General features: G+C 46.0%; 23 protein-coding genes and 1 pseudogene. 11 read left to right on the top strand and 13 right to left on the bottom strand.

Annotation, left to right across the window (positions count from 1 at the left end; translation table 11 throughout):
* Nucleotides 1-45 precede the first annotated feature (45 nt).
* The 4 genes from rplT to thrS form a co-directional block, all read right to left on the bottom strand.
* Complete coding sequence (gene rplT / locus OGH69_RS13960) at nt 46-390, bottom strand: 50S ribosomal protein L20 (RefSeq protein ID WP_108779408.1); 345 nt, start codon at nt 388-390, stop codon at nt 46-48.
* 98 nt (nt 391-488) lie between these two features.
* Nucleotides 489-686: a 50S ribosomal protein L35 gene (rpmI, locus tag OGH69_RS13955; RefSeq protein WP_265175098.1), complete on the bottom strand. Its 198-nt coding sequence runs from the start codon at nt 684-686 to the stop codon at nt 489-491.
* 82 nt (nt 687-768) lie between these two features.
* Nucleotides 769-1,317, bottom strand: coding sequence for a translation initiation factor IF-3 (gene infC, locus OGH69_RS13950; protein WP_265175198.1), 549 nt, complete (start codon nt 1,315-1,317; stop codon nt 769-771).
* A gap of 29 nt (nt 1,318-1,346) precedes the next feature.
* A complete protein-coding gene (gene thrS / locus OGH69_RS13945) occupies nt 1,347-3,293 on the bottom strand; it encodes a threonine--tRNA ligase (protein ID WP_265175097.1) in 1,947 nt (648 codons plus the stop codon).
* Nucleotides 3,294-3,455: 162 nt separating this feature from the next.
* Between thrS and OGH69_RS13940 the strand changes: the two genes are divergently transcribed.
* The 5 genes from OGH69_RS13940 (at nt 3,456) to OGH69_RS13920 (ending at nt 5,972) form a co-directional block, all read left to right on the top strand.
* Nucleotides 3,456-3,710, top strand: coding sequence for a hypothetical protein (locus OGH69_RS13940; protein WP_265175096.1), 255 nt, complete (start codon nt 3,456-3,458; stop codon nt 3,708-3,710).
* Nucleotides 3,711-3,865: 155 nt separating this feature from the next.
* On the top strand, nt 3,866-4,129 hold the full coding sequence (locus OGH69_RS13935) for a hypothetical protein (RefSeq protein ID WP_265175095.1): 264 nt from the start codon (nt 3,866-3,868) through the stop codon (nt 4,127-4,129).
* A 2-nt stretch (nt 4,130-4,131) separates the two neighbouring features.
* Nucleotides 4,132-4,626 (top strand): hypothetical protein, encoded by a 495-nt coding sequence (locus OGH69_RS13930; protein WP_265175094.1) that lies wholly within the window; start codon nt 4,132-4,134, stop codon nt 4,624-4,626.
* 193 nt (nt 4,627-4,819) lie between these two features.
* The gene (locus OGH69_RS13925) at nt 4,820-5,059 is read left to right on the top strand and encodes a hypothetical protein (RefSeq protein ID WP_265175093.1); all 240 of its coding nucleotides are present in this window, start codon (nt 4,820-4,822) and stop codon (nt 5,057-5,059) included.
* A gap of 541 nt (nt 5,060-5,600) precedes the next feature.
* Nucleotides 5,601-5,972 carry a hypothetical protein gene (locus tag OGH69_RS13920; RefSeq protein WP_265175092.1) on the top strand — a complete coding sequence of 124 codons (372 nt, stop codon included), beginning with the start codon at nt 5,601-5,603 and terminating at the stop codon, nt 5,970-5,972.
* A 78-nt stretch (nt 5,973-6,050) separates the two neighbouring features.
* Here the strand turns inward: OGH69_RS13920 and OGH69_RS13915 are convergent, their stop codons facing one another.
* From OGH69_RS13915 to uvrB, 7 genes and pseudogenes are all read right to left on the bottom strand, one after another.
* Nucleotides 6,051-6,599, bottom strand: coding sequence for a hypothetical protein (locus OGH69_RS13915; protein ID WP_265175091.1), 549 nt, complete (start codon nt 6,597-6,599; stop codon nt 6,051-6,053).
* 8 nt (nt 6,600-6,607) lie between these two features.
* Nucleotides 6,608-6,955: a DUF4180 domain-containing protein gene (locus tag OGH69_RS13910; protein ID WP_265175090.1), complete on the bottom strand. Its 348-nt coding sequence runs from the start codon at nt 6,953-6,955 to the stop codon at nt 6,608-6,610.
* 1 nt (nt 6,956) lies between these two features.
* A complete protein-coding gene (locus OGH69_RS13905) occupies nt 6,957-7,307 on the bottom strand; it encodes a hypothetical protein (RefSeq protein ID WP_265175089.1) in 351 nt (116 codons plus the stop codon).
* 120 nt (nt 7,308-7,427) lie between these two features.
* Nucleotides 7,428-8,306 carry a HEPN domain-containing protein gene (locus OGH69_RS13900; protein ID WP_265175088.1) on the bottom strand — a complete coding sequence of 293 codons (879 nt, stop codon included), beginning with the start codon at nt 8,304-8,306 and terminating at the stop codon, nt 7,428-7,430.
* A 19-nt stretch (nt 8,307-8,325) separates the two neighbouring features.
* Nucleotides 8,326-8,418, bottom strand: a pseudogene (locus OGH69_RS13895) (UvrB/UvrC motif-containing protein); the annotation flags it as partial.
* A gap of 418 nt (nt 8,419-8,836) precedes the next feature.
* The gene (locus OGH69_RS13890; RefSeq protein ID WP_265175087.1) at nt 8,837-9,139 is read right to left on the bottom strand and encodes a nucleotidyltransferase family protein; all 303 of its coding nucleotides are present in this window, start codon (nt 9,137-9,139) and stop codon (nt 8,837-8,839) included.
* A gap of 96 nt (nt 9,140-9,235) precedes the next feature.
* Nucleotides 9,236-11,221 carry an excinuclease ABC subunit UvrB gene (gene uvrB, locus OGH69_RS13885; RefSeq protein WP_265175086.1) on the bottom strand — a complete coding sequence of 662 codons (1,986 nt, stop codon included), beginning with the start codon at nt 11,219-11,221 and terminating at the stop codon, nt 9,236-9,238.
* 783 nt (nt 11,222-12,004) lie between these two features.
* On the opposite strand from uvrB, the gene OGH69_RS13880 reads away from it, so the two are divergent.
* From OGH69_RS13880 to OGH69_RS13855, 6 genes are all read left to right on the top strand, one after another.
* Nucleotides 12,005-12,418: an RrF2 family transcriptional regulator gene (locus OGH69_RS13880; RefSeq protein WP_265175085.1), complete on the top strand. Its 414-nt coding sequence runs from the start codon at nt 12,005-12,007 to the stop codon at nt 12,416-12,418.
* A 234-nt stretch (nt 12,419-12,652) separates the two neighbouring features.
* A complete protein-coding gene (locus tag OGH69_RS13875; protein ID WP_265175084.1) occupies nt 12,653-14,179 on the top strand; it encodes an alginate export family protein in 1,527 nt (508 codons plus the stop codon).
* Nucleotides 14,180-14,210: 31 nt separating this feature from the next.
* Nucleotides 14,211-15,173, top strand: a complete 963-nt coding sequence (locus tag OGH69_RS13870) for a PstS family phosphate ABC transporter substrate-binding protein (RefSeq protein ID WP_265175083.1) — start codon at nt 14,211-14,213, stop codon at nt 15,171-15,173.
* Nucleotides 15,174-15,176: 3 nt separating this feature from the next.
* A complete protein-coding gene (gene pstC / locus OGH69_RS13865; protein ID WP_265175082.1) occupies nt 15,177-16,070 on the top strand; it encodes a phosphate ABC transporter permease subunit PstC in 894 nt (297 codons plus the stop codon).
* A gap of 3 nt (nt 16,071-16,073) precedes the next feature.
* Nucleotides 16,074-16,928, top strand: a complete 855-nt coding sequence (locus OGH69_RS13860) for a PstA family ABC transporter permease (protein WP_265175081.1) — start codon at nt 16,074-16,076, stop codon at nt 16,926-16,928.
* Nucleotides 16,925-17,740, top strand: a complete 816-nt coding sequence (locus tag OGH69_RS13855; protein ID WP_265175080.1) for a phosphate ABC transporter ATP-binding protein — start codon at nt 16,925-16,927, stop codon at nt 17,738-17,740. The genes OGH69_RS13860 and OGH69_RS13855 overlap by 4 nt, the downstream gene beginning before the upstream one ends.
* 100 nt (nt 17,741-17,840) lie before the next feature.
* Here OGH69_RS13855 and OGH69_RS13850 read toward each other — a convergent pair whose 3' ends face one another.
* Complete coding sequence (locus OGH69_RS13850) at nt 17,841-17,972, bottom strand: hypothetical protein (RefSeq protein ID WP_265175079.1); 132 nt, start codon at nt 17,970-17,972, stop codon at nt 17,841-17,843.
* 49 nt (nt 17,973-18,021) lie between these two features.
* Nucleotides 18,022-18,684, bottom strand: coding sequence for a thiamine diphosphokinase (locus OGH69_RS13845; protein ID WP_265175078.1), 663 nt, complete (start codon nt 18,682-18,684; stop codon nt 18,022-18,024).
* Nucleotides 18,685-18,930: the final 246 nt, after the last annotated feature.

The raw sequence follows: 18,930 nt of genomic DNA, 5'->3' as shown, positions 1-18,930 counted from the left end.
TTTTTCTATTGTAAGTAAGATAAATATATTGTTTATAAAACGTTCTTATTTAACCTGGTTTACTATTGCAGCAAACGCTTCCGGGTGGTTCATGGCAAGGTCGGCAAGAACTTTACGGTTCAACTCGATATTTGCTTTTTTAACCTGGCCCATGAATTGAGAGTAGCTCATTCCGTGAAGACGTGCACCTGCGTTGATACGCATGATCCACAGAGCGCGGAAGTTCCTCTTCTTTTGTTTTCTGTCACGGTAAGCATAAACCATTGCTTTTTCTACCGCGTTTTTGGCTACTGTCCAAACGTTTTTACGACGTCCAAAGAAACCTTTGGCCTGCTTCAATACTCTCTTGCGACGAGCTCTTGAAGCTACTGAATTTACTGATCTTGGCATAATTTTAAATGTTTTTGTAGCAGGCGCCCATTATTATTTTCGGGACTTAAAAGCCATACTCCAGGGTTATTAATTGTTTTAACCGAAACAGCGGCGTATTAGATAAGCCTCAATTGCTGTTTAACGCTCCTCTCATCTGTTGGGTGTACCAAAGCAGAATGAGTAAGGGCAAGCTTACGCTTCTTCGATTTTTTAGTCAGGATGTGACTCTTGAAAGCGTGCTTTCTTTTGATCTTACCTGAGCCAGTGACTTTAAAGCGCTTTTTGGCTCCGGATTTGGTTTTCATTTTAGGCATTTTCTTCCTGTATTTTGATTTATCTTACTTACTTTTTTTAGTTTACATAGGCCGTCAACCGGGACCGCTACTGAAACTTTTCTTACACTTTCTTCTTCTTCGGAGCGATGAACATGATCATCCTTTTTCCTTCCAGTACAGGCATAGATTCTACTTTGCCCCATTCTTCAAGGTCGGTAGCCAGCCTAAGCAACAGGATTTGTCCCTGTTCCTTATAGATGATCGAGCGGCCTTTGAAAAATACGAATGCTTTTAGCTTCGAACCTTCTTTCAGGAATTTCTCAGCGTTCTTTTTCTTGAACTCATAGTCGTGCTCATCGGTCTGCGGGCCAAAACGAATCTCCTTTACAGTAATCTGCGCGCTTTTTGCTTTAAGCATCTTGTCGCGCTTCTTCTGCTCATAAAGAAACTTCTTGTAATCCATGATTTTACATACCGGCGGCTCGGCATTGGGAGAGATCTCCACAAGGTCCAGTTCCTGCTGCTCGGCAAACTGTAGCGCCTGTGAGGTTTTATAAACCCCCGGCTCTATGTTTTCGCCCACGAGCCTTACCTCGGGTACACGGATGAGATTGTTGATCCTGTGCGGATCTTTTTTTTCTACGCGGGCTGGGCCCCTGTTGTTTCTGATTGCTATGGCTCTTAAATTTTAAGTTAAACTTAGAATGCTTTTAATGTTTTATCTATTTCTGCCTGCACTGCTGCGGCAAATTCTTCAATTGTCATGCTTTGGTTCGACTTGCCTGCATCGCCATGGCGTCGCACGGAAATCGTCCCGTTTTTCTCTTCTTCCTCGCCAACGATCAGCATAAACGGTACTTTCTGCACTTCTGCTTCGCGTATTTTCCTGCCTATCGTCTCGTTACGGTTGTCGATTAGGGCGCGAATTTCGTGATTTTCCAGCAATTCTAAAACTTTTTTAGCATAATTTTCATATTTCTCGCTAAGAGACAATATGATAGCCTGCTCCGGCATGAGCCAAAGCGGGAAGTTTCCTGCTGTATTTTCTAATAAAATAGCAATGAAACGCTCCATCGAACCGAACGGTGCGCGGTGTATCATCACTGGCCTGTGCAGCTCATTATCAGACCCTTTGTAACTAAGGTCGAAACGTTCCGGCAGGTTATAGTCCACCTGAATGGTGCCTAATTGCCACTGGCGGCCGAGGGCATCCTTAACCATGAAGTCCAGCTTAGGGCCATAAAAGGCTGCCTCGCCATATTCTACCACGGTGTTAAGGCCTTTGTCACGTGCAGCATTGATGATGGCATTTTCAGCCTTTTCCCAGTTCTCTTCAGAGCCGATGTATTTTTCCCGGTTCTCTTTATCACGTAGAGAAATTTGTGCACTGAAGTTCTCAAAACCAAGCGAACTGAATACATACAGCACCAGGTCAATCACATTCTTGAATTCAGCATCCAATTGATCAGGTGTACAGAAAATGTGCGCATCATCCTGGGTAAATCCGCGAACACGGGTCAGGCCATGAAGCTCGCCACTTTGCTCATAACGATATACGGTGCCGAATTCAGCATAACGCTTCGGCAGGTCTTTATACGACCACGGTTTGGTGTTGTATATCTCGCAGTGGTGTGGGCAGTTCATTGGCTTTAGCAGGAATTCCTCACCTTCATTTGGCGTGTGGATAGGCTGGAAGCTGTCAGCACCATATTTTGCATAGTGGCCCGATGTTACATATAGCTCTTTCTGCCCGATGTGCGGTGTTACTACCTGCTCATAGCCGGCTTTCTTTTGGGCTTTTTTAAGGAACTGCTCCAGGCGGTCGCGCAGTGCCGCACCTTTTGGCAGCCACAATGGCAATCCCTGGCCCACCTTGCTGCTAAAGGCAAACAAGTCGAGTTCCTTCCCCAGTTTCCTATGGTCGCGGCGCTTGGCCTCTTCCAGCAGTTCCAGGTATTCTGTAAGGTCTTTCTGTTTTGGGAAAGAGATGCCATACACCCTTGTCAGCTGCTTGTTTTTCTCATCGCCACGCCAGTAAGCACCTGCCACGCTCATGATCTTCATCGCCTTGATGATGCCCGTATTCGGGATGTGCCCGCCGCGGCAAAGGTCGGTAAAGGTCGCGTGGTCGCAAAAAGTGATAGTACCGTCTTCCAGGTTCTCAATCAGCTCTACCTTATATTGGTTGTTCTCTTTTTTATAAAAGTCAAGCGCATCTGCCTTAGAGGCTTCACGCATTGTAAATTCATGCTTTTCGCGGGCAATTGCCAGAAAACGGTCCTCGATGGCTTTAAAGTCTTTATCAGTTACAACATTGTCTCCAAAATCAACGTCGTAGTAAAAACCATTATCAATTGCAGGGCCGATAGTCAGTTTGATGCCCGGATACATTTCCTGCAACGCCTGCGCCAGTACGTGCGACGATGAGTGCCAGAAAGCCTTTTTGCCTTCTGCATCGTTCCAGGTATATAATATTAGAGAGCCGTCCGTCGTCAATGGGGTTTTTGTTTCAACAGTTGTACCATTAAAGGAAGCGGAAATCACGTTTCTTGCTAATCCTTCACTAATGCTCATGGCAACGTCCATAGGTGTAACACCCGCGTCGAACTTTTTCACCGAACCGTCCGGCAATGTAATATTTATCATCGTTTTTAAATTATTGACCGCAAATATAGTGGAATAAGGGGAGATTGTCAATAGCATTTATTAGGTTATGCATCGCCTGACTGATGTCCGGTTTAAATTAACATAACCTTGTCAATATTTCATTTTGGCTGTAGTATTTTAGCTATATAAAAATAAGAAGCTATGCCTGAATTTGTAGTAATAGGAAATGAAATATCGATAGCAGCCATAAGGAACTATCTGTTTGCCAAAAGAATAGAAAAAGGTGATTCGCTCGTGCTGAACCCGATGGATTATGAAAAACTGACGGAAGAGATTAAAGCGTCGGAAGAGCCAATCGACATTCCGCTGAATGTGCTGGGAGTACTTATAATTAAGGATACTTCCGGTGATGTTCCAAATGGTAAAGTTCAGATTGTAGGAGACGATAAAATGTAAAATTATATGTAACCTGAATAACTACTATTAGTCCAAAAGCTTCGTGATAACGGGGCTTTTGTTTTATAAGTGACTGCCGTTAAAGTTTAGGCTTTATTTAAGAGCATGTTTAAAATATAAGCGCTAATTTGTATCAATCGTTAAAACACCAACTGATGACCGATAATTTCAAAATAATACACGATGCTTTTGCCCAAGCGGGTGTGGATGTGCAGACTGCCGAGTACAGTATTACCGAATATTCCTTAAATACCGGCCTAAGCTTTAAGTTTGGCAATCTTGCAGAGCTGCTTTTGTTCCTGGGTGCAACCGACTCCGAAAGGACAGAGAAGATAAAAGCGATGGTAGTACAAGCAAATGTGGATCCCAACAATTTTTTCTACGTGAATTTCTACAAACCTAAAGTTGCTGAACTGTAATCATGGATTTAGGCTACCTCAAAATAAAGATCGATATCAAGGCGGAGCATGACACGCTCAAAAAGCGTTATGATTACAAGCGGAAAGAACTGAAAAAGGAGGAAATAAAGCGTATTTTCGACGGATTTAAGGAGTTTTTTAAAACCGATGGGCATTTCAAGTTCAAGGAAAACGAGCACAGCATTGCTGCCGAGTACCGCGAGCATGCCATAAAACTCGACATCGATGTGTATAAGAATATTGATAGCCCTGATTTTGAGATTGTTGGTGTTATAAAAACTTATGAGAAAGACACGTTTGAGTTTGTAGCCGAAGGAGTATGCAACAAGGAAATGACCCTGCAGCCTGCGGAGGCAGATGAGAACGAAAAGCTGGTAATGGAATCAAAGTTTTACCAGGATTTTCTGGACGGGGAAATCGAATATGACTTCATATACAGGATAACGGGCAGGGAAGGGGAGTATGAGTCAATGCAGGCGCTTATGGTCGCGTTATGAACAATCATTTGTTCAAATAAACTTCTCCGAAATGTTAAGGATAACATAAAATCCCTTAAATTTGTATCATACTAAAATTCAACAGCCTGCGTTGTAACTACTTCGGTTTCAATGCCAAAAAGCATTATTATTACTAACTAATACTGATTTCCTTTTGCTGTAACATTACATTATTATCCCTAAAGTAAAAGGCATGAGATTATTTTCTCTCATATTATCAATAATCGTATTCATTATATCACTGTACTTTTTCGTGCTGGAATTTCCCGTGTCCGGAGATGTCAACGACCTGATATACATTGCTTTACTCGCTATCCTGATGATCATTTGCGTCGTGGGCGTCATCATCAACTGGAGCCTGCTGAAAAAGCGCAGCAATACCATGGTGTTTTTCGTGTCGAACGGGTTTTCGAAGAAAATTTCCCAAAAATAACACACCTTCCATTTTTCATTTTTTTGGCATCGGGTGATTTGACGCGAAACAAAAATGAAACAAAAGACCAATTTTTTATTGAGGACATCCTCCTGGATATGGCAGGGCCTTTTTATACCCTTTTTTCATCCTGTTGGGGGTACCCTATGGTTTTGACATGGGTATTTTTGATGATACTGCCGATGGTTTTAGGGCACTGCCGGTGTGAATTTTGAGTCCGGGCGATTTTCCGTCCGGTTAAATAATGGGAAAATGCATTTTTGAAACAAAAGCGGAACTTTCCATTATTGAAATGTCCGGAGATAATTTTAATGCCCAATCCAATTTTGATGCAAACCCTAAAACCGCCACCGAAGCTTTCACTATTATACTGTGACTACAACGACAATACCCTCACAGCCTCCTCCAAACTCGCCACAGTAACGTCCGCAAAACAGTATCCATGCATTCCTTTTATTATGGTGCAAATAAATTGCCAATCTTAACCCAATTAAAACAGTAGTAGCTCTTTATAGGCATACATTTACAAAAACAACAATTTATGTCTGATAAGAAACAGTTTGGCGTATGGATGGACGGCCACCATGCAACGGTAGTAGGTAAAGGAACATCCGGCGACGGTGATTTCGTAGTGCTGGGCCATGTTACCAACCCCGGCGCGGAGGGCAATTCCAGCGAGAATGCAAAAAACAACCATGAGCAGGGGCTGACGCAAAAGTTCTTTAAGGAAATTGCGGCGCTGATGCAGAATGTAGACGAGATCCACATTACCGGTACGGGAGATTCCCAGGAACAATTCATGAAATTCCTTGCCGGCACGCCACAGTATAAAAATGCATTAGCTGACGAAAGCACTTCCAATAAAATGAGCGATGAAAAGCTTATCGAAATGATTGCGGCTAAGTTCAACTAAGCTCCATACATACTATACTGAGCCTCGCGATTGTGGGGCTTTTTTTAGTTATAAATGTTGAATTTCACAAGAATGGCTTTACCATAGGTATTCATTACTGAGCATTAGCCGGTCTTTTAACTCTTTCCAATTCTTCCAAAAAAGAGCAAAACCACTTTCAGTAAATCCGTCAGGAGTTACTATCTTTTCGTTCGGATTTCCATAAAATAGCTCAACATCGTTAACAAAATCCATTATCGCAGTTTTATACTCGTCAATAGTTACGGTTACATTGGTATTTAAGGTAGATAACTGAACGGCATTATCTTTGTGAAGTACGTTCCAGTCAATACCGCAATTGCATCCGCCAATTACTACCGAGTCCCCACTTTCATTAGAATACATGAAATGCCCGCAACAGGGGATAAGCTGGCTTTCGAAATCTCCAATGGCATAGTCATTAAAGACTGTACGCATTAGTAACAGCGCTGCTGCGCTTGTGCACCAGAAACTGTCGTTTTCAGAAGAAAGAATCTCATTTCCGATCTGTACAAAAACAGTTCCGTGGGAACATAGGTCTGCCTTATCATCTAAGCCATCATCCTTAATCCAGTGTTGACGTATTATTTTCAGTTCAAACTTATCCATTGTAACTATTATAAAGATAAAACCCTCACAGCCTCCTCAAAAGTACTTACAAAATTTATTCTCCTGCCTTTGTTGCTTTCATAAATGAAATCCCTCAGGCTGTTGCTGTCATATTTTGAAAAATCGCCGATGATGGCCAGCCTCCCGCTATACGTCGAGAACTTCTGCAGGATGTCGCCCGCCAGCCCCGTTTTCAGGTCGAAGAACGCAGGAGGGAGGTTTTCCTCACGGATGATAAGGCTGTCCGCGCCCTGGTAATGGCAGTTGATCAATAGCTCCGCGGCTTCCTGCGCGTCGTGAAGGATGTCGTTGGATTCAAGGTGGGCTATGGAAGGGGCGGGGAAGGTGATGGTCATGTTACTTGTTCAATTTAGAAAGTTTTATTTGGAGTGATTCATGCATGCCATTTTTACCGTCAGTATAGGCTACAGCCCCTTTTGTATAAACTGCTTTGGTTCCTGCATAAGGAATTGAATCTTTATAATGAAAGAATATTGTGTCATTTGTAATTTCAGCTTTACCGCCGAAAAGGTTTCTATCCCGTAAACCCCTGGTTTCAAATTCAAACGTACTATCGGGATAAATGCGCAGGTACACCCAACCCAAGGGGGCTTCCCTGTCGGCGAGGAGTATAGGCTGTTTTTCTTTTACTTCTTTTTGGCAACTAAAAAGGAATAACACGATGAATAAGTAGTGATAGTATTTCATGCTTTTGGTTTACAATTGTCGATAGCGCGAGCTTCCAGCTCTTGCCGGTAGAGTTTGTTTTATTCTTATTTGCGCGAGAGTAGTGTTCGCCAGCGGGGGGGAATTTATAAAATTAATCTATTATATTTTAAATATTAGTTCTTCGAGTTCTTCTTGACTAGGAACATTACCATCTTCAATTACTTTAATTAATGCGTTTCTAAAATAAACGAAAGAACTTATAACGTGTGAATAGTCGACATCTTTTGATGTGTGTGCCGCGACTGAACGTTCATTATATAGTTTTGACAATTGTTTAAATACATCCAGTCTATCCTTACCATGCGTGTGTAAATACGCAGCCAAATTTGAAGAAACTCTATATTTTAGCTCACCAGTATTTGGCGAAAATAATTGTTCTATTGCTCCCCATATTGATATTAATGCTAGTGATGCTTTTCCAGAAATTGTAGACGTGTCAAATGCTTTCAAGGCATGGTGAAACTTTTGATTTTGCTTGCATAATCTCAATGTTTGGGGGAGGTATTCTTTTAGCCAATTTAACGTGTCTTCGGCTATTATGGCTTTTGTTTCTTTTGGCACAGTAAAAATTCTAGGTTTAATTTCGTTAGGATATACTGTGGGACTAGCATCTTTTGTAAGAACTTCACTAAACGATATGTCGGAAAAAGTAGAATTGATTATATAAGGATGTTCTGCCAGCCTCAATAGGGCCGTTACAAACCATATAATTTCTTCTTTATTAAAAGTCTCATTATATAGATAATTATCTTGAATCTCTATTTCTACCAAAACATCAAATCCGATTCCTCCTTTTGTTGCTTTTACATCACCGTGAATTTTAAGTGGGGTAGTTTCTTTTGGTGGGCTAAAGGCAATCATGAAAGGCGCAAATAAATGGGCATACGTCTTTCTAATTATAATACCTTCCATTATAACGAATTCATTTACGGATATTTCGATTTTGGAGAGACCACCATATAGATTATTATTTTCCATAACTAATTTAAATTTTCTCCTACAACACTTTAATTTCATCCCTTAACTTCGCTGCCTGTAAAAAGTCCAGTTCCTTAGCGGCTTTCTCCATCGATTTGCACTTCTCAAGAATTTACGTCCTAATCTTCCTAACCCCAATCCCCAACATCTTAACTACCAACCACACCTGCCCCACAAAATACGCCACAACAAAAATTATAAATATCGGCATCAGGACCGTGAGGGAGATTTGCCATTCACCAACATACCCATCTGCTAATCTTAAAAATTGGACTAAGACAAGGAGTGGCAATGTCAGCATAAGGTAAAAGAGAACATCATTCCGCGTAAAGGCGTTTCGGAAAAATACTATATATAAAATCGTTACCAGTAAGAACCAATAAAGGAAAAATCCGGATATGAAAAAGGGCGGGTAAACAGTGGTGTGCCATCCAGGAACTACTGAAGTCGCAAAATCGAAATTAAATACAAGCAATACGGCTAAAGCAATGATTATGAATGCCAAAAGTGGTTTTACTTTCATTGATGCCTTAGTAAATAATGTATTGCACCTCATTTAAAATCCTTGGCCCAATATAAGGGCTCAGGCTGTTTTTAGTAACTACTTCAACCTTAGTATTGCGGAAAAGGTTTTCCACTATATCATGAAAGGCCATGAGGTTATCGAACGTCGCTTTGCCCGGCTCAAAGTCGATGAGCAGGTCAATATCACTGTTTGTCGTTTGTTCATTCCTGATGTAGGAGCCAAACAAGCCAACGGAATGAATGCCGAACTTTGAAAATTCCCTTTTGTGGATTTTCAATTGATGCATTATGTCATTTCTTGTTGTCATACCCAAATGTATAAAAAATAAGCATATACACACACACCTTTAATCAACCCGAAACTCCAAACCCTAAACTCTGAACTCCAAACCCTGAACTAAAAACTACACTTTCTCCTGCAACGCCTTAATCTCATCCCTCAACTTCGCTGCCTGTAAAAAGTCCAGTTCCTTAGCGGCTTTCTCCATCGACTTGCGCTTCTCGCGGATGATTTTCTCAATGTCAATTTTCGACATATAGGTCGTGTCGGGTTCGGCGGCAACTTTGGGTGCATGCTCAATCTTGTAGGCGTTGCTCCTGCCCAGGGTCGAGTTCTCGATCTTCTTGTTCAGGGCGGTAGGCACAATGCCGTTGGCCACGTTAAAGTTGTGCTGCTTCTCGCGGCGGTAGTTGGTTTCGTCAATGGTGCGCTGCATGCTGTCGGTAATCTTGTCGGCATACATAATCGCCTTGCCGTTCACGTTACGCGCGGCACGGCCTACAGTCTGTATCAGCGAACGGTTCGAACGCAGGAAGCCCTCCTTGTCGGCGTCCAGTATCGCTACGAGCGACACCTCCGGCAGGTCAAGCCCCTCACGCAAAAGGTTTACACCAATCAGTACGTCGAAAATGCCCTTCCTAAGGTCCTGCATGATCTCCACACGTTCCAGCGTGTCCACCTCGCTGTGGATGTAGCGGCATCGGATGGATACTTTCGTCAGGTATTTGGCGAGTTCCTCGGCCATGCGCTTGGTCAGGGTGGTCACAAGCACACGCTCGTCCAGCTCCACACGCTGGTGTATCTCTTCAATAAGGTCATCTATCTGGTTCAGGCTCGGGCGAATCTCGATGATCGGGTCAAGCAATCCTGTCGGACGGATTACCTGCTCCACATATACGCCGCCGCTTTTCTCGAGCTCATAGTCGGCAGGGGTGGCGCTTACGTACACCACCTGGTTCTGCATGGCTTCAAATTCCTCGAATTTCAACGGGCGGTTATCCATCGCGGCCGGCAGGCGGAAACCGTATTCCACGAGGTTTTCCTTACGCGAACGGTCGCCGCCGTACATGGCGTGCACCTGGCTTACGGTCACGTGGCTTTCGTCGATCACCATCAGGAAGTCTTTCGGGAAATAGTCCAGCAGGCAGAACGGGCGCGTGCCGGGCAGCCTGCGGTCCAGGTAGCGCGAGTAGTTCTCAATGCCCGAGCAGTAGCCCAGTTCGCGTATCATCTCAAGGTCGAAGTTGGTGCGTTCCTCCAGGCGCTTGGCCTCCAGATGCTTGCCTATTTCCTTAAAATAGTCCACCTGCTTCACCAGGTCCTGCTGTATGTCCCAAATGGCGCTTTGCAGCACATCGGGACTGGTAACGAACATATTGGCGGGGTAAATGTTCAGGCGGTCGTATTTTTCAATGACTTTGGAAGTCGCTTTGTCAAAGGCCTCAATCTCCTCGATCTCATCCCCGAAAAAGTGGATGCGGAACGGCTCATCCCCATAGCTCGGGAATACCTCCACCGTATCGCCCTTGATGCGGAAGGTGCCCGGCGTAAAGTCGGCTTCGGTACGGGCGTAGAGGCTTTGCACGAGGCGGTGCAGCAGCTTGGTGCGCGATATCATCTCGCCCCGCTTTATGGACACGACGTTCTTCTGGAACTCGACGGGGTTACCGATACCGTACAGGCACGACACCGATGCCACAACCAGCACGTCGCGGCGGCCCGAGAGCAGGGAAGAGGTGGTGCTGAGGCGCATCTTTTCGAGCTCCTCGTTTATCGAAAGGTCTTTTTCTATGTACAACCCTGTTACAGGTATATAGGCCTCGGGTTGGTAGTAGTCGTAGTAGGACACGAAGTACTCCACGGCATTGTTCGGGAAAAACTGCTTGAACTCGCTGTACAGCTGCGCCGCCAGCGTCTTGTTGTGGGCCAGCACCAGCGTGGGTTTCTGCACCTCCTGTATCACATTGGCCATGGTAAAGGTCTTACCAGATCCTGTTACCCCCAGCAGCGTCTGGAAGCGTTCGCCCATCTCAATTCCCGCGCTCAGCTGCTTTATCGCCTCGGGCTGGTCGCCCATCGGCTTATACTCCGATACAACATTAAATCTCATTCGTTTCGCTTTTTTACAAATATACGAAATATGGGGTAGCCGCAGTCGCAGTTTTCAGTGCTGTGTGTCATTTCGACCGCAGCTTGCGGAGTGGAGAAATCTCAAGAAATAGAACAAATAAATCACGTACTGTCGGCACGTCTCGCTCCCCTCTCCTTTGGAGAGGGGTCGGGGGTGAGGTCTAACCAGCAGGATCGAAGCTGCTCCCCTCTGTAATCGCGAGGAAGAATGACGAAGCGACTTGAGAGGGAGGGGGTGAGGTTTATTAAGCAAGATTGTTACGTCCCGTCACCCTCCCCTTTGGGGAGGGCCGGGGAGGGGACTAATGGGCAGGAGTGAAGCTTTTTTCACCCACAGTCGCAGTTTTCAGCGTCATTTGTCATTTAGCTTCGCTGAACCACTGCGTTAGGTTTCGACCGCAGCCTGCGGAGTGGAGAAATCTCAAAAAACAGAAGAAATCACGCACTGTCGGCACGTCTCACTCCCTCTCCTTTGGAGAAGGGCTGGGGGGTGAGGTCTATTAAGCAAGAGTGCTACGTCCCGTCACCCTCCCCTTTGGGGAGGGCCGGGGAGGGGAGTAATGGGCAGGAGTGAAGCTTTTTTCATGAGCGGTTGGCCGGCGCTTCCCTGCCACCGTCATTCCTGCCCTCCGCTGTATCCCCGCCGAAAAAAGCGGGGGATGCCGCTGCGGTCAGGGCTAAGGGGTTGTTTTTTTTTGTGTTTGCCCAAAGGTTAACAGATAACTATTGGTAAAAGTCCCTGTTTGTAGTATCTTTACGGCCTATGATGTCAAAAAAATGTAAATATGCCCTAAAGGCGCTTATTTTCCTCGCTAAAAACCAGGATAAAGGCAACCTATTTACAGCTGATATAGCCACACAGGAGAATATCCCTAAAAAGTTCCTCGAGCAGATATTGCTGGTGCTCAAGCGTGCCGGTTATGTGGGCAGCCAGACCGGGTATGGCGGGGGGTACTTCCTGCTGAAACCCGCGCCATCCATAACCGTGGCCGACATCCACCGCCTTTTCGACGGCGCCATAGCGCTGGTGCCCTGCGTGGCAGTTGACTATTACCAAAAATGCGCCGACTGCAATGATGAGGTGACGTGCACCATGCGCCGCGAATTCATGAAGATCAAGGAGCAGACACGCCTGGTAATGAAGGAGACCAGCATTGCCTCTTTCCTGGAGGAATAACCCCTAAACGCTTTCTCAAAAATACATTCCGGCAGGCAACTACTGCCGGGCATTTCCACGTATGGTTTATTGTGAGGAAAATAGCTATTAAATTTTTTTTCAAAAAGTTTAAAAATAAATTCTATCGTATTAGTAGAATTACTATTTTAGCCGAAAATTTTTTAGCCGATGAACACCAATACCCAAAACACTACCAAAAGAGATTCTATTTTTTTACATTCAAATTCTACTAATTTGGTAGAATTTATTCTATCTGTACCCTCAGCATTTTTGGGGAGAAAGAGGTACTTCCTGTTGTTTGCCATTTTACTGTGGGCAGCAGCCGGGGCTATTGCACAGGAAACGATAACGGTTACCGACACTGTAAAGCCGGTGGAGGTAAAACCGGAAGAGCCGGCGCGCACTTCGTATTATGTTGAAGCAGGTTCATACGGGACCAAGCGCGAAACCGACCCGCCGGGGTATGTAAGGAACCTGGGCAAGACCGGGATTGCAGAGCAGCTGGACTGGCTTGACCTTGGATTGGATTACAGGGTTAGGGGAGAGTACAGGAACAACGACATCCGCAGGCCGGACAGCCACAGCACCGATTACCCGATTCTTTATAAAGGAAAAATATATGTGGGCATCCGCAATATCATCGACCCGCTGAGGCTTGTGATAGAGATGCAGGACAGCGACAGGACCAACGGGCAATACCCTTTGGATAACCGCGACGTAAACAAAAGGGAAATGATACAGGGCTTTGCCGAGCTTTATTTCAAAAAGGCATTCGGTACAGATGCCCTGGGTAACAACCGCCCATTCATGATCAGGTACGGCCGCCAGGCTTTCGAATTCCTTGACAGGAGGCTTATAGGACAGAATTTATGGAGGAATACGACCAATAACTTCCTTGGATTCAGGGCTGCCCTCGGGCAGGAGAAGAATGACTGGCAGCTTGACCTGTTAGCGCTGCGCCCCATCATCAGGATCATTGACGATAAGGATTATGCCGACAATGACAGGCAATTCGGTGCAGCCATAGGCCACTGGAGGAAATGGTCGGACGTAGTGACGATTGAGCCGTATTACCTTGCCCTGAGGCAGGACCGCAACATCGGCCACCGCATGATACATTCGCCGGGGGTGCGCTTTTACGGATGGCTCAACAAATCGTGGAACTACGACTTTACAGGTACCTACCAGTTTGGCGATGATGGCGAAAGGAAGCAGGACGCCTACATGATCACTGCCGAAGTGGGTTATAAATTCCAGCACTCATGGAAGCCGAGGGTAAGCGTGTTCTTCGGTTACGTAACGGGTGATAAAGACCCTAATGATGACAAGACCAACAGGTTTGAGCGTTTTTACGGCTTTGCCAGGCCCTGGTCGGGTGATGATTACATCATCCCGGAGAACGTGGTAACGCCAAAATTCAAACTCGAATTTGAACCTGTTAAAGGGTATAAGATAGACACAGGCTACAGCTTTTACTGGCTGCAAAGTGCCACCGACCGTTTCAATAACCTGCTTGCCGGTACAGGAAACCGTGACAATACCGGACAGAGCGGTAAGTTCCTAGGGCATGGATTCGACTCAAGGCTCCAGTTCAAGCCGGTAAAGTTCATCGACCTTAATGTGGGGTACATGTACTTCTCTACAGGCGAGTTTGTAAACAACAGGCAGGATGCCGCCAATGGAGAACACTCAGGCGCCTCGCACTTTGCCTATATCGAGATGACATTCAATGCCCTCGACCTTTTTATCAAGAAAAAATAAATAATAATAAACCTCCTTAAATTCAAACAAAATGAAAAAAACAATTACCATTGCCTTATCAGCCGTAGTGCTGGCAGGGGTTTTGAACTCTTGCGGTTCAAAAGAAAAAGATACCGACACGAACGCTGACGGTACCGCAAAAATCGAAGGTACAATCACCATGTCGGGTGCGTTTGCACTGTACCCGCTGGCCAACGTATGGGCTGAGGAATTCCGTAAGGAATATCCGGATGTGAAGTTCAACATTTCGGGCGGTGGCGCCGGTAAGGGCATGACCGACATGCTGAACGGCGCTGCAGACATTGCCATGTACTCCAAAGAGATCAGCAAAGTGGAGACAGACCAGGGCGCTTACGGCTTTGCCGTGACAAAAGATGCCGTTATCCCAACCATTGCTGCAAACAACCCGGTGCTGGCACAGCTTAAGGCAGAAGGCATGAAGCGTGAGGAGCTTAGCGCCATTTTCCTTAAAGATGCCAAGCAAAACTGGAAGGGATCATCTGAAAAAGTAAATGTGTACACACGTTCTGACGCTGCGGGCGCTGCCGAAACATGGGCAAAGTACCTTGGCGGAAAAGCCCAGGAAGAGCTTAAAGGCGTGGCGGTATTCGGTGACCCGGGCCTTGCGGATGCCGTTAAGAAAGACAAGAACGGTATCGGCTACAACAACGTGATCTATGCTTACGACATCAACAGCGGCAAAAAATACCCGGGACTTGAAGTGCTGCCTATCGACGTGAACGGCAACGGAAAGATCGATGCAGAAGAAAACTTCTATGAAACGCTTGGCGACCTTACAAAGGCCATTGCCGACGGAAGGTACCCTTCGCCACCGGCACGCGAGCTGTTCCTGGTGACTAAAGGCAAGCCTGCATCGCCGGCGGTAAAGGCATTCCTGAACTGGGTGCTTACAAAAGGGCAGGACTTTGTAGTGAGCAATGGCTACATCCTGCTTGAAAAAGATAATGTACAAAAGCAGATACAAAAACTATAGGGCATGCTGAAACCAAGATATATTGCGGAGAAGTTCCGGAAATCGTGGATGCTCTTTACATTGTCGATCATACTCATACTGCCATTCGCCATAGGGGCATCGCTCCTATACAAATCCTGGCCCATCGTTTCGGGTTCAGGGCTTGGCGATGTCCTCTTTGGCTCCGACTGGATGCCTATACAGGGTAAATTCGGGTTATGGCCGTTCATCGTCAATTCGATAATAATTACGCTTACCGGGTTAGTTTTAATGATTCCCGTCTGCCTTGCGGCAGCCATCTACATCACGCAGTTTGCGCCGTTGTGGGTCAGGCGGGTTTTACGAACGACAATCGACATATTAGCGGGTATTCCTTCGGTCATCTTCGGGCTATGGGGTATTATTACCATAGTCCCACTTATATCAGAATGGGCAGTACAAGCCGGTGCAGAAAATGCAACCGGCTATTCTGTTTTAGCGGCGGGAGTGGTTATTGCGGTAGCGACAATACCCTTCGTGCTGAACATGCTGATAGAATTGTTTGAGGCGGTTTCAATGGAACTCATGGAAACCGGCCTTTCGATGGGTGCCAGCAAATGGCAGACCATCAGGGATATAATCATGATGAAGATAAAGCACGGCATTATCGCATCGTTTACGCTGGGGGTCAGCAAAGCCTTTGGCGAAACCATAGCGGTGCTGATGGTGGTGGGCAATATCGTACAGATACCCAAAAGCGTTTTTGATGCGGGTTATCCGCTTCCGGCGCTCCTTGCCAACAACTACGGCGAGATGATGTCGATACCCAAATATGATTCGGCGCTTATGCTTTCGGCGCTCATACTCCTTATCATCGTTATCCTGTTCAATTACTTTGCCCATAAAGTAATCAGCCACTATCACCTAAAAAGCAGCTAAGCCATGAGTAACAGAAAACATACTGAAGAAAAGATCGTAAAAGGGATATTGTTCCTGTTTACGGTAATCATAGTCGTCGTGCTTTTCAGCATCATCTGGGGCATTTTTGCCAAAGGCCTTCCGGCGCTCAACTGGCAGATGCTTACCGATGTGCCTAAGGGCGGCTACTATTTCGGGAAAGAAGGCGGTATACTCAATGCCATTGTGGGGTCGCTGTATCTTGCCATCGGCGCATCCATACTGGCGCTCATCATCAGCATTCCGTCAACATTATTCATCCATACCTACCTGTTCTCGCATCCGCGTTGGCAAAAAAGGATCAGGCTGTGGCTGGATGTGCTTTTGGGTGTACCGGCTATCGTATATGGCGCTTTCGGCTTCAACCTCATGCTGCTTTTCGGCTGGCAGAGTTCGCTCATGGCGGCCATTGTTACCGTGGCGCTGCTCATCAGCCCTGTCATGATGCGCTCTATGGACGAGTCGATACAATACGTTTCCAAAGGGTTGTACGAGTCAGCATTGTCGCTGGGCTATTTTAAGGGCGAAACGGGTTTCCGCTTCCTGCTCAAGCAGTCGCTTCCGGGTGTTACCACCGCTTTCCTTTTGGCACTGGGCAAAGGCATCGGCGATACGGCATCGGTACTCTTCACCGCAGGCTATACCGACTACATCCCCGAAAGCCTCAGCGAACCGGCGGCAACACTCCCGCTTGCCGTATTCTTCCAGCTCAGCTCCCCGATACCCGAAGTTAAGGCCCGCGCCTACGCGGCTGCGGCCGTTCTTATCATGATCATATTGGTGATAAGCGTAGTATCAAGGGTGTTAAGCAACAAACTTTCAAAAAACAGAATACAATGATAGACGATAAAGCACTTCCTATAGACCAGGAAATTATAAAGAAAGATGAGGCTAAAGGGCTTCATAACCTCATATATGTCAATAACCTGAGCCTTTGGCACGGGAAACAGCAGACACTAAAGAATCTGGAGTTGAATATCCGCGATAAGGGCATTACCTCACTGCTTGGGCCATCGGGCTGTGGCAAGACCACGTTGCTGAAAAGCTTCAACAGGCTGACCGACCTATATCCGGACATCCGTACCGAGGGTGAGATACTGTTTGAAGGAGAAAACATCCTCGACAAAAACATTGATGTGTATGACCTGCGCCAAAAAATGGGGCTGCTGTCGCAAAGGCCGCACCCGCTGCCTGGCACCATTGCCGACAACATACGCTATGCCCTGAAGCTGAAAGGCGTGAAGGACAAGAGCGAACAGGACGACAAGATTGAGTATTACCTTGATAAGGTCGCTTTGTGGAGTGAAGTGAAGGACAGGCTGAAGAAGCCGGCCAGCGGCCTTTCGATAGGGCAGCAGCAGCGCCTTTGCCTTGCCCGCGGACTGGCCATACAGCCAAGGGTAATCCTTGCGGATGAGCCTACGTCGGCGCTTGACCCGATATCGAGCCGCAAGATCGAGGAACAGTTCAAGGAACTGAGCAAGGATTTTGCCATAGTACTGGTAACGCATACGCTGAGGCAGGCAAAAAGGCTGTCCGATTATGTGGCGTTCATGTACCTGGGCGAGATCGTGGAGAAAGGCCGCCCTGAAGTGATCTTCGAGGACCCGAAGACCGATACCTTTAAAGAGTACCTGTACGTAGGGCATTAAAAAAACTGTTTATGACAGGTTCACAAGCATTTTTTTCATTTGTTTGAGGGGCATCCCGGTTTTTCGGGATGTCCCTTTTTGTTGTTATTGGATTTAGAAATCAATAAGGCCACTTCCCCGTAAGCCATTCCCTAATTTCTTTATCTAAAATTTCATCCTCATAGAAATTGCCATTGGCAACATCTCTTTGAGAAAGTAAGATTTCCTTTTTCTGTTCTTCTGAAAGTTTCATCTTTAATTATAATTCGTTGCTGACTGAAAACTGCGACTGCGACTGTTAACTAATCAAAGCACTCCATCAATAATAAATCACCTTCACTGTGCTCTATTTTTACGATGCCGTCGTCCAATGCCTGGTTGCTGCTCCCGGTGCGGTAGCCTATGGTAAGCTCGTCGTTATCCAGCTCGTACTTCAGGTTTTTGGAATGGATGCCCGAAACTTTCCCGATAGGTATCAGCGAAAGGGGAGTACCTGCGGGATACCATTTTTCAAACTTTTGCGGCAGCAGGAAAACTTTAGAATGGTCGTCCAGCACCACGATCTTTATTTTGTCGCGGTAACGCACAATGTTGGTAATGTTGGTGATGGTGTGGTCGGCACGCCTGCCGGTGGCCCATATCACGTTGACGGCAGGAAAGCCGCGGTCAATTAAGAAATCCAGCGCCTTTTCGAGGTCGGTCTTGTCCTGGTCGGGCGTATACACTATTTCCAGTGGGTACTGCATTTCGCGGTACTGCTCCGGGTCGAAACCCCGGTCGAAATCGCCCAGCAGCACATCGATCTTAACGCCAAGGTTGATGACACGCTCGATGGCACTGTCCAGCACTACTACAAAGGGCGACCATTCGAGCAGCTGGCCCATCAGCTCCCTGCTGCATTCGGCGCCGTTGGCAATGATGAGTGCGGGTTCCTGGTCGTCGCGTACGATGTGGTGTGATGACATGAGTTTTAATTTGACGTAAAAATAAGATTTTAGGGAATGCGGATGACGCAGATTAGGCGGATGCCCACTGATTTAATTTATGCTTTGGCAGAAATTACTTTGAGTCCTTCATTAAACTAAAAGAAAACTTTGCGTATTCTATGACTTAAACAAGTTTAATTTCATATTTTTTACTAGCTCTTAAGCAGCATATTTCATCAGATCTACATAAGGTGTTTCACGTTTCACCACAGCAAAAATTCTTGC

Origin of the sequence: Flavobacterium sp. MFBS3-15, assembly GCF_026107645.2 — a bacterium.
Taxonomy (GTDB): Bacteria; Bacteroidota; Bacteroidia; order Flavobacteriales; family Flavobacteriaceae; genus Flavobacterium.
The sequence above is the reverse complement of the archived record's forward strand: the minus strand, read 5'-3'. Positions and strand labels throughout refer to the sequence as shown.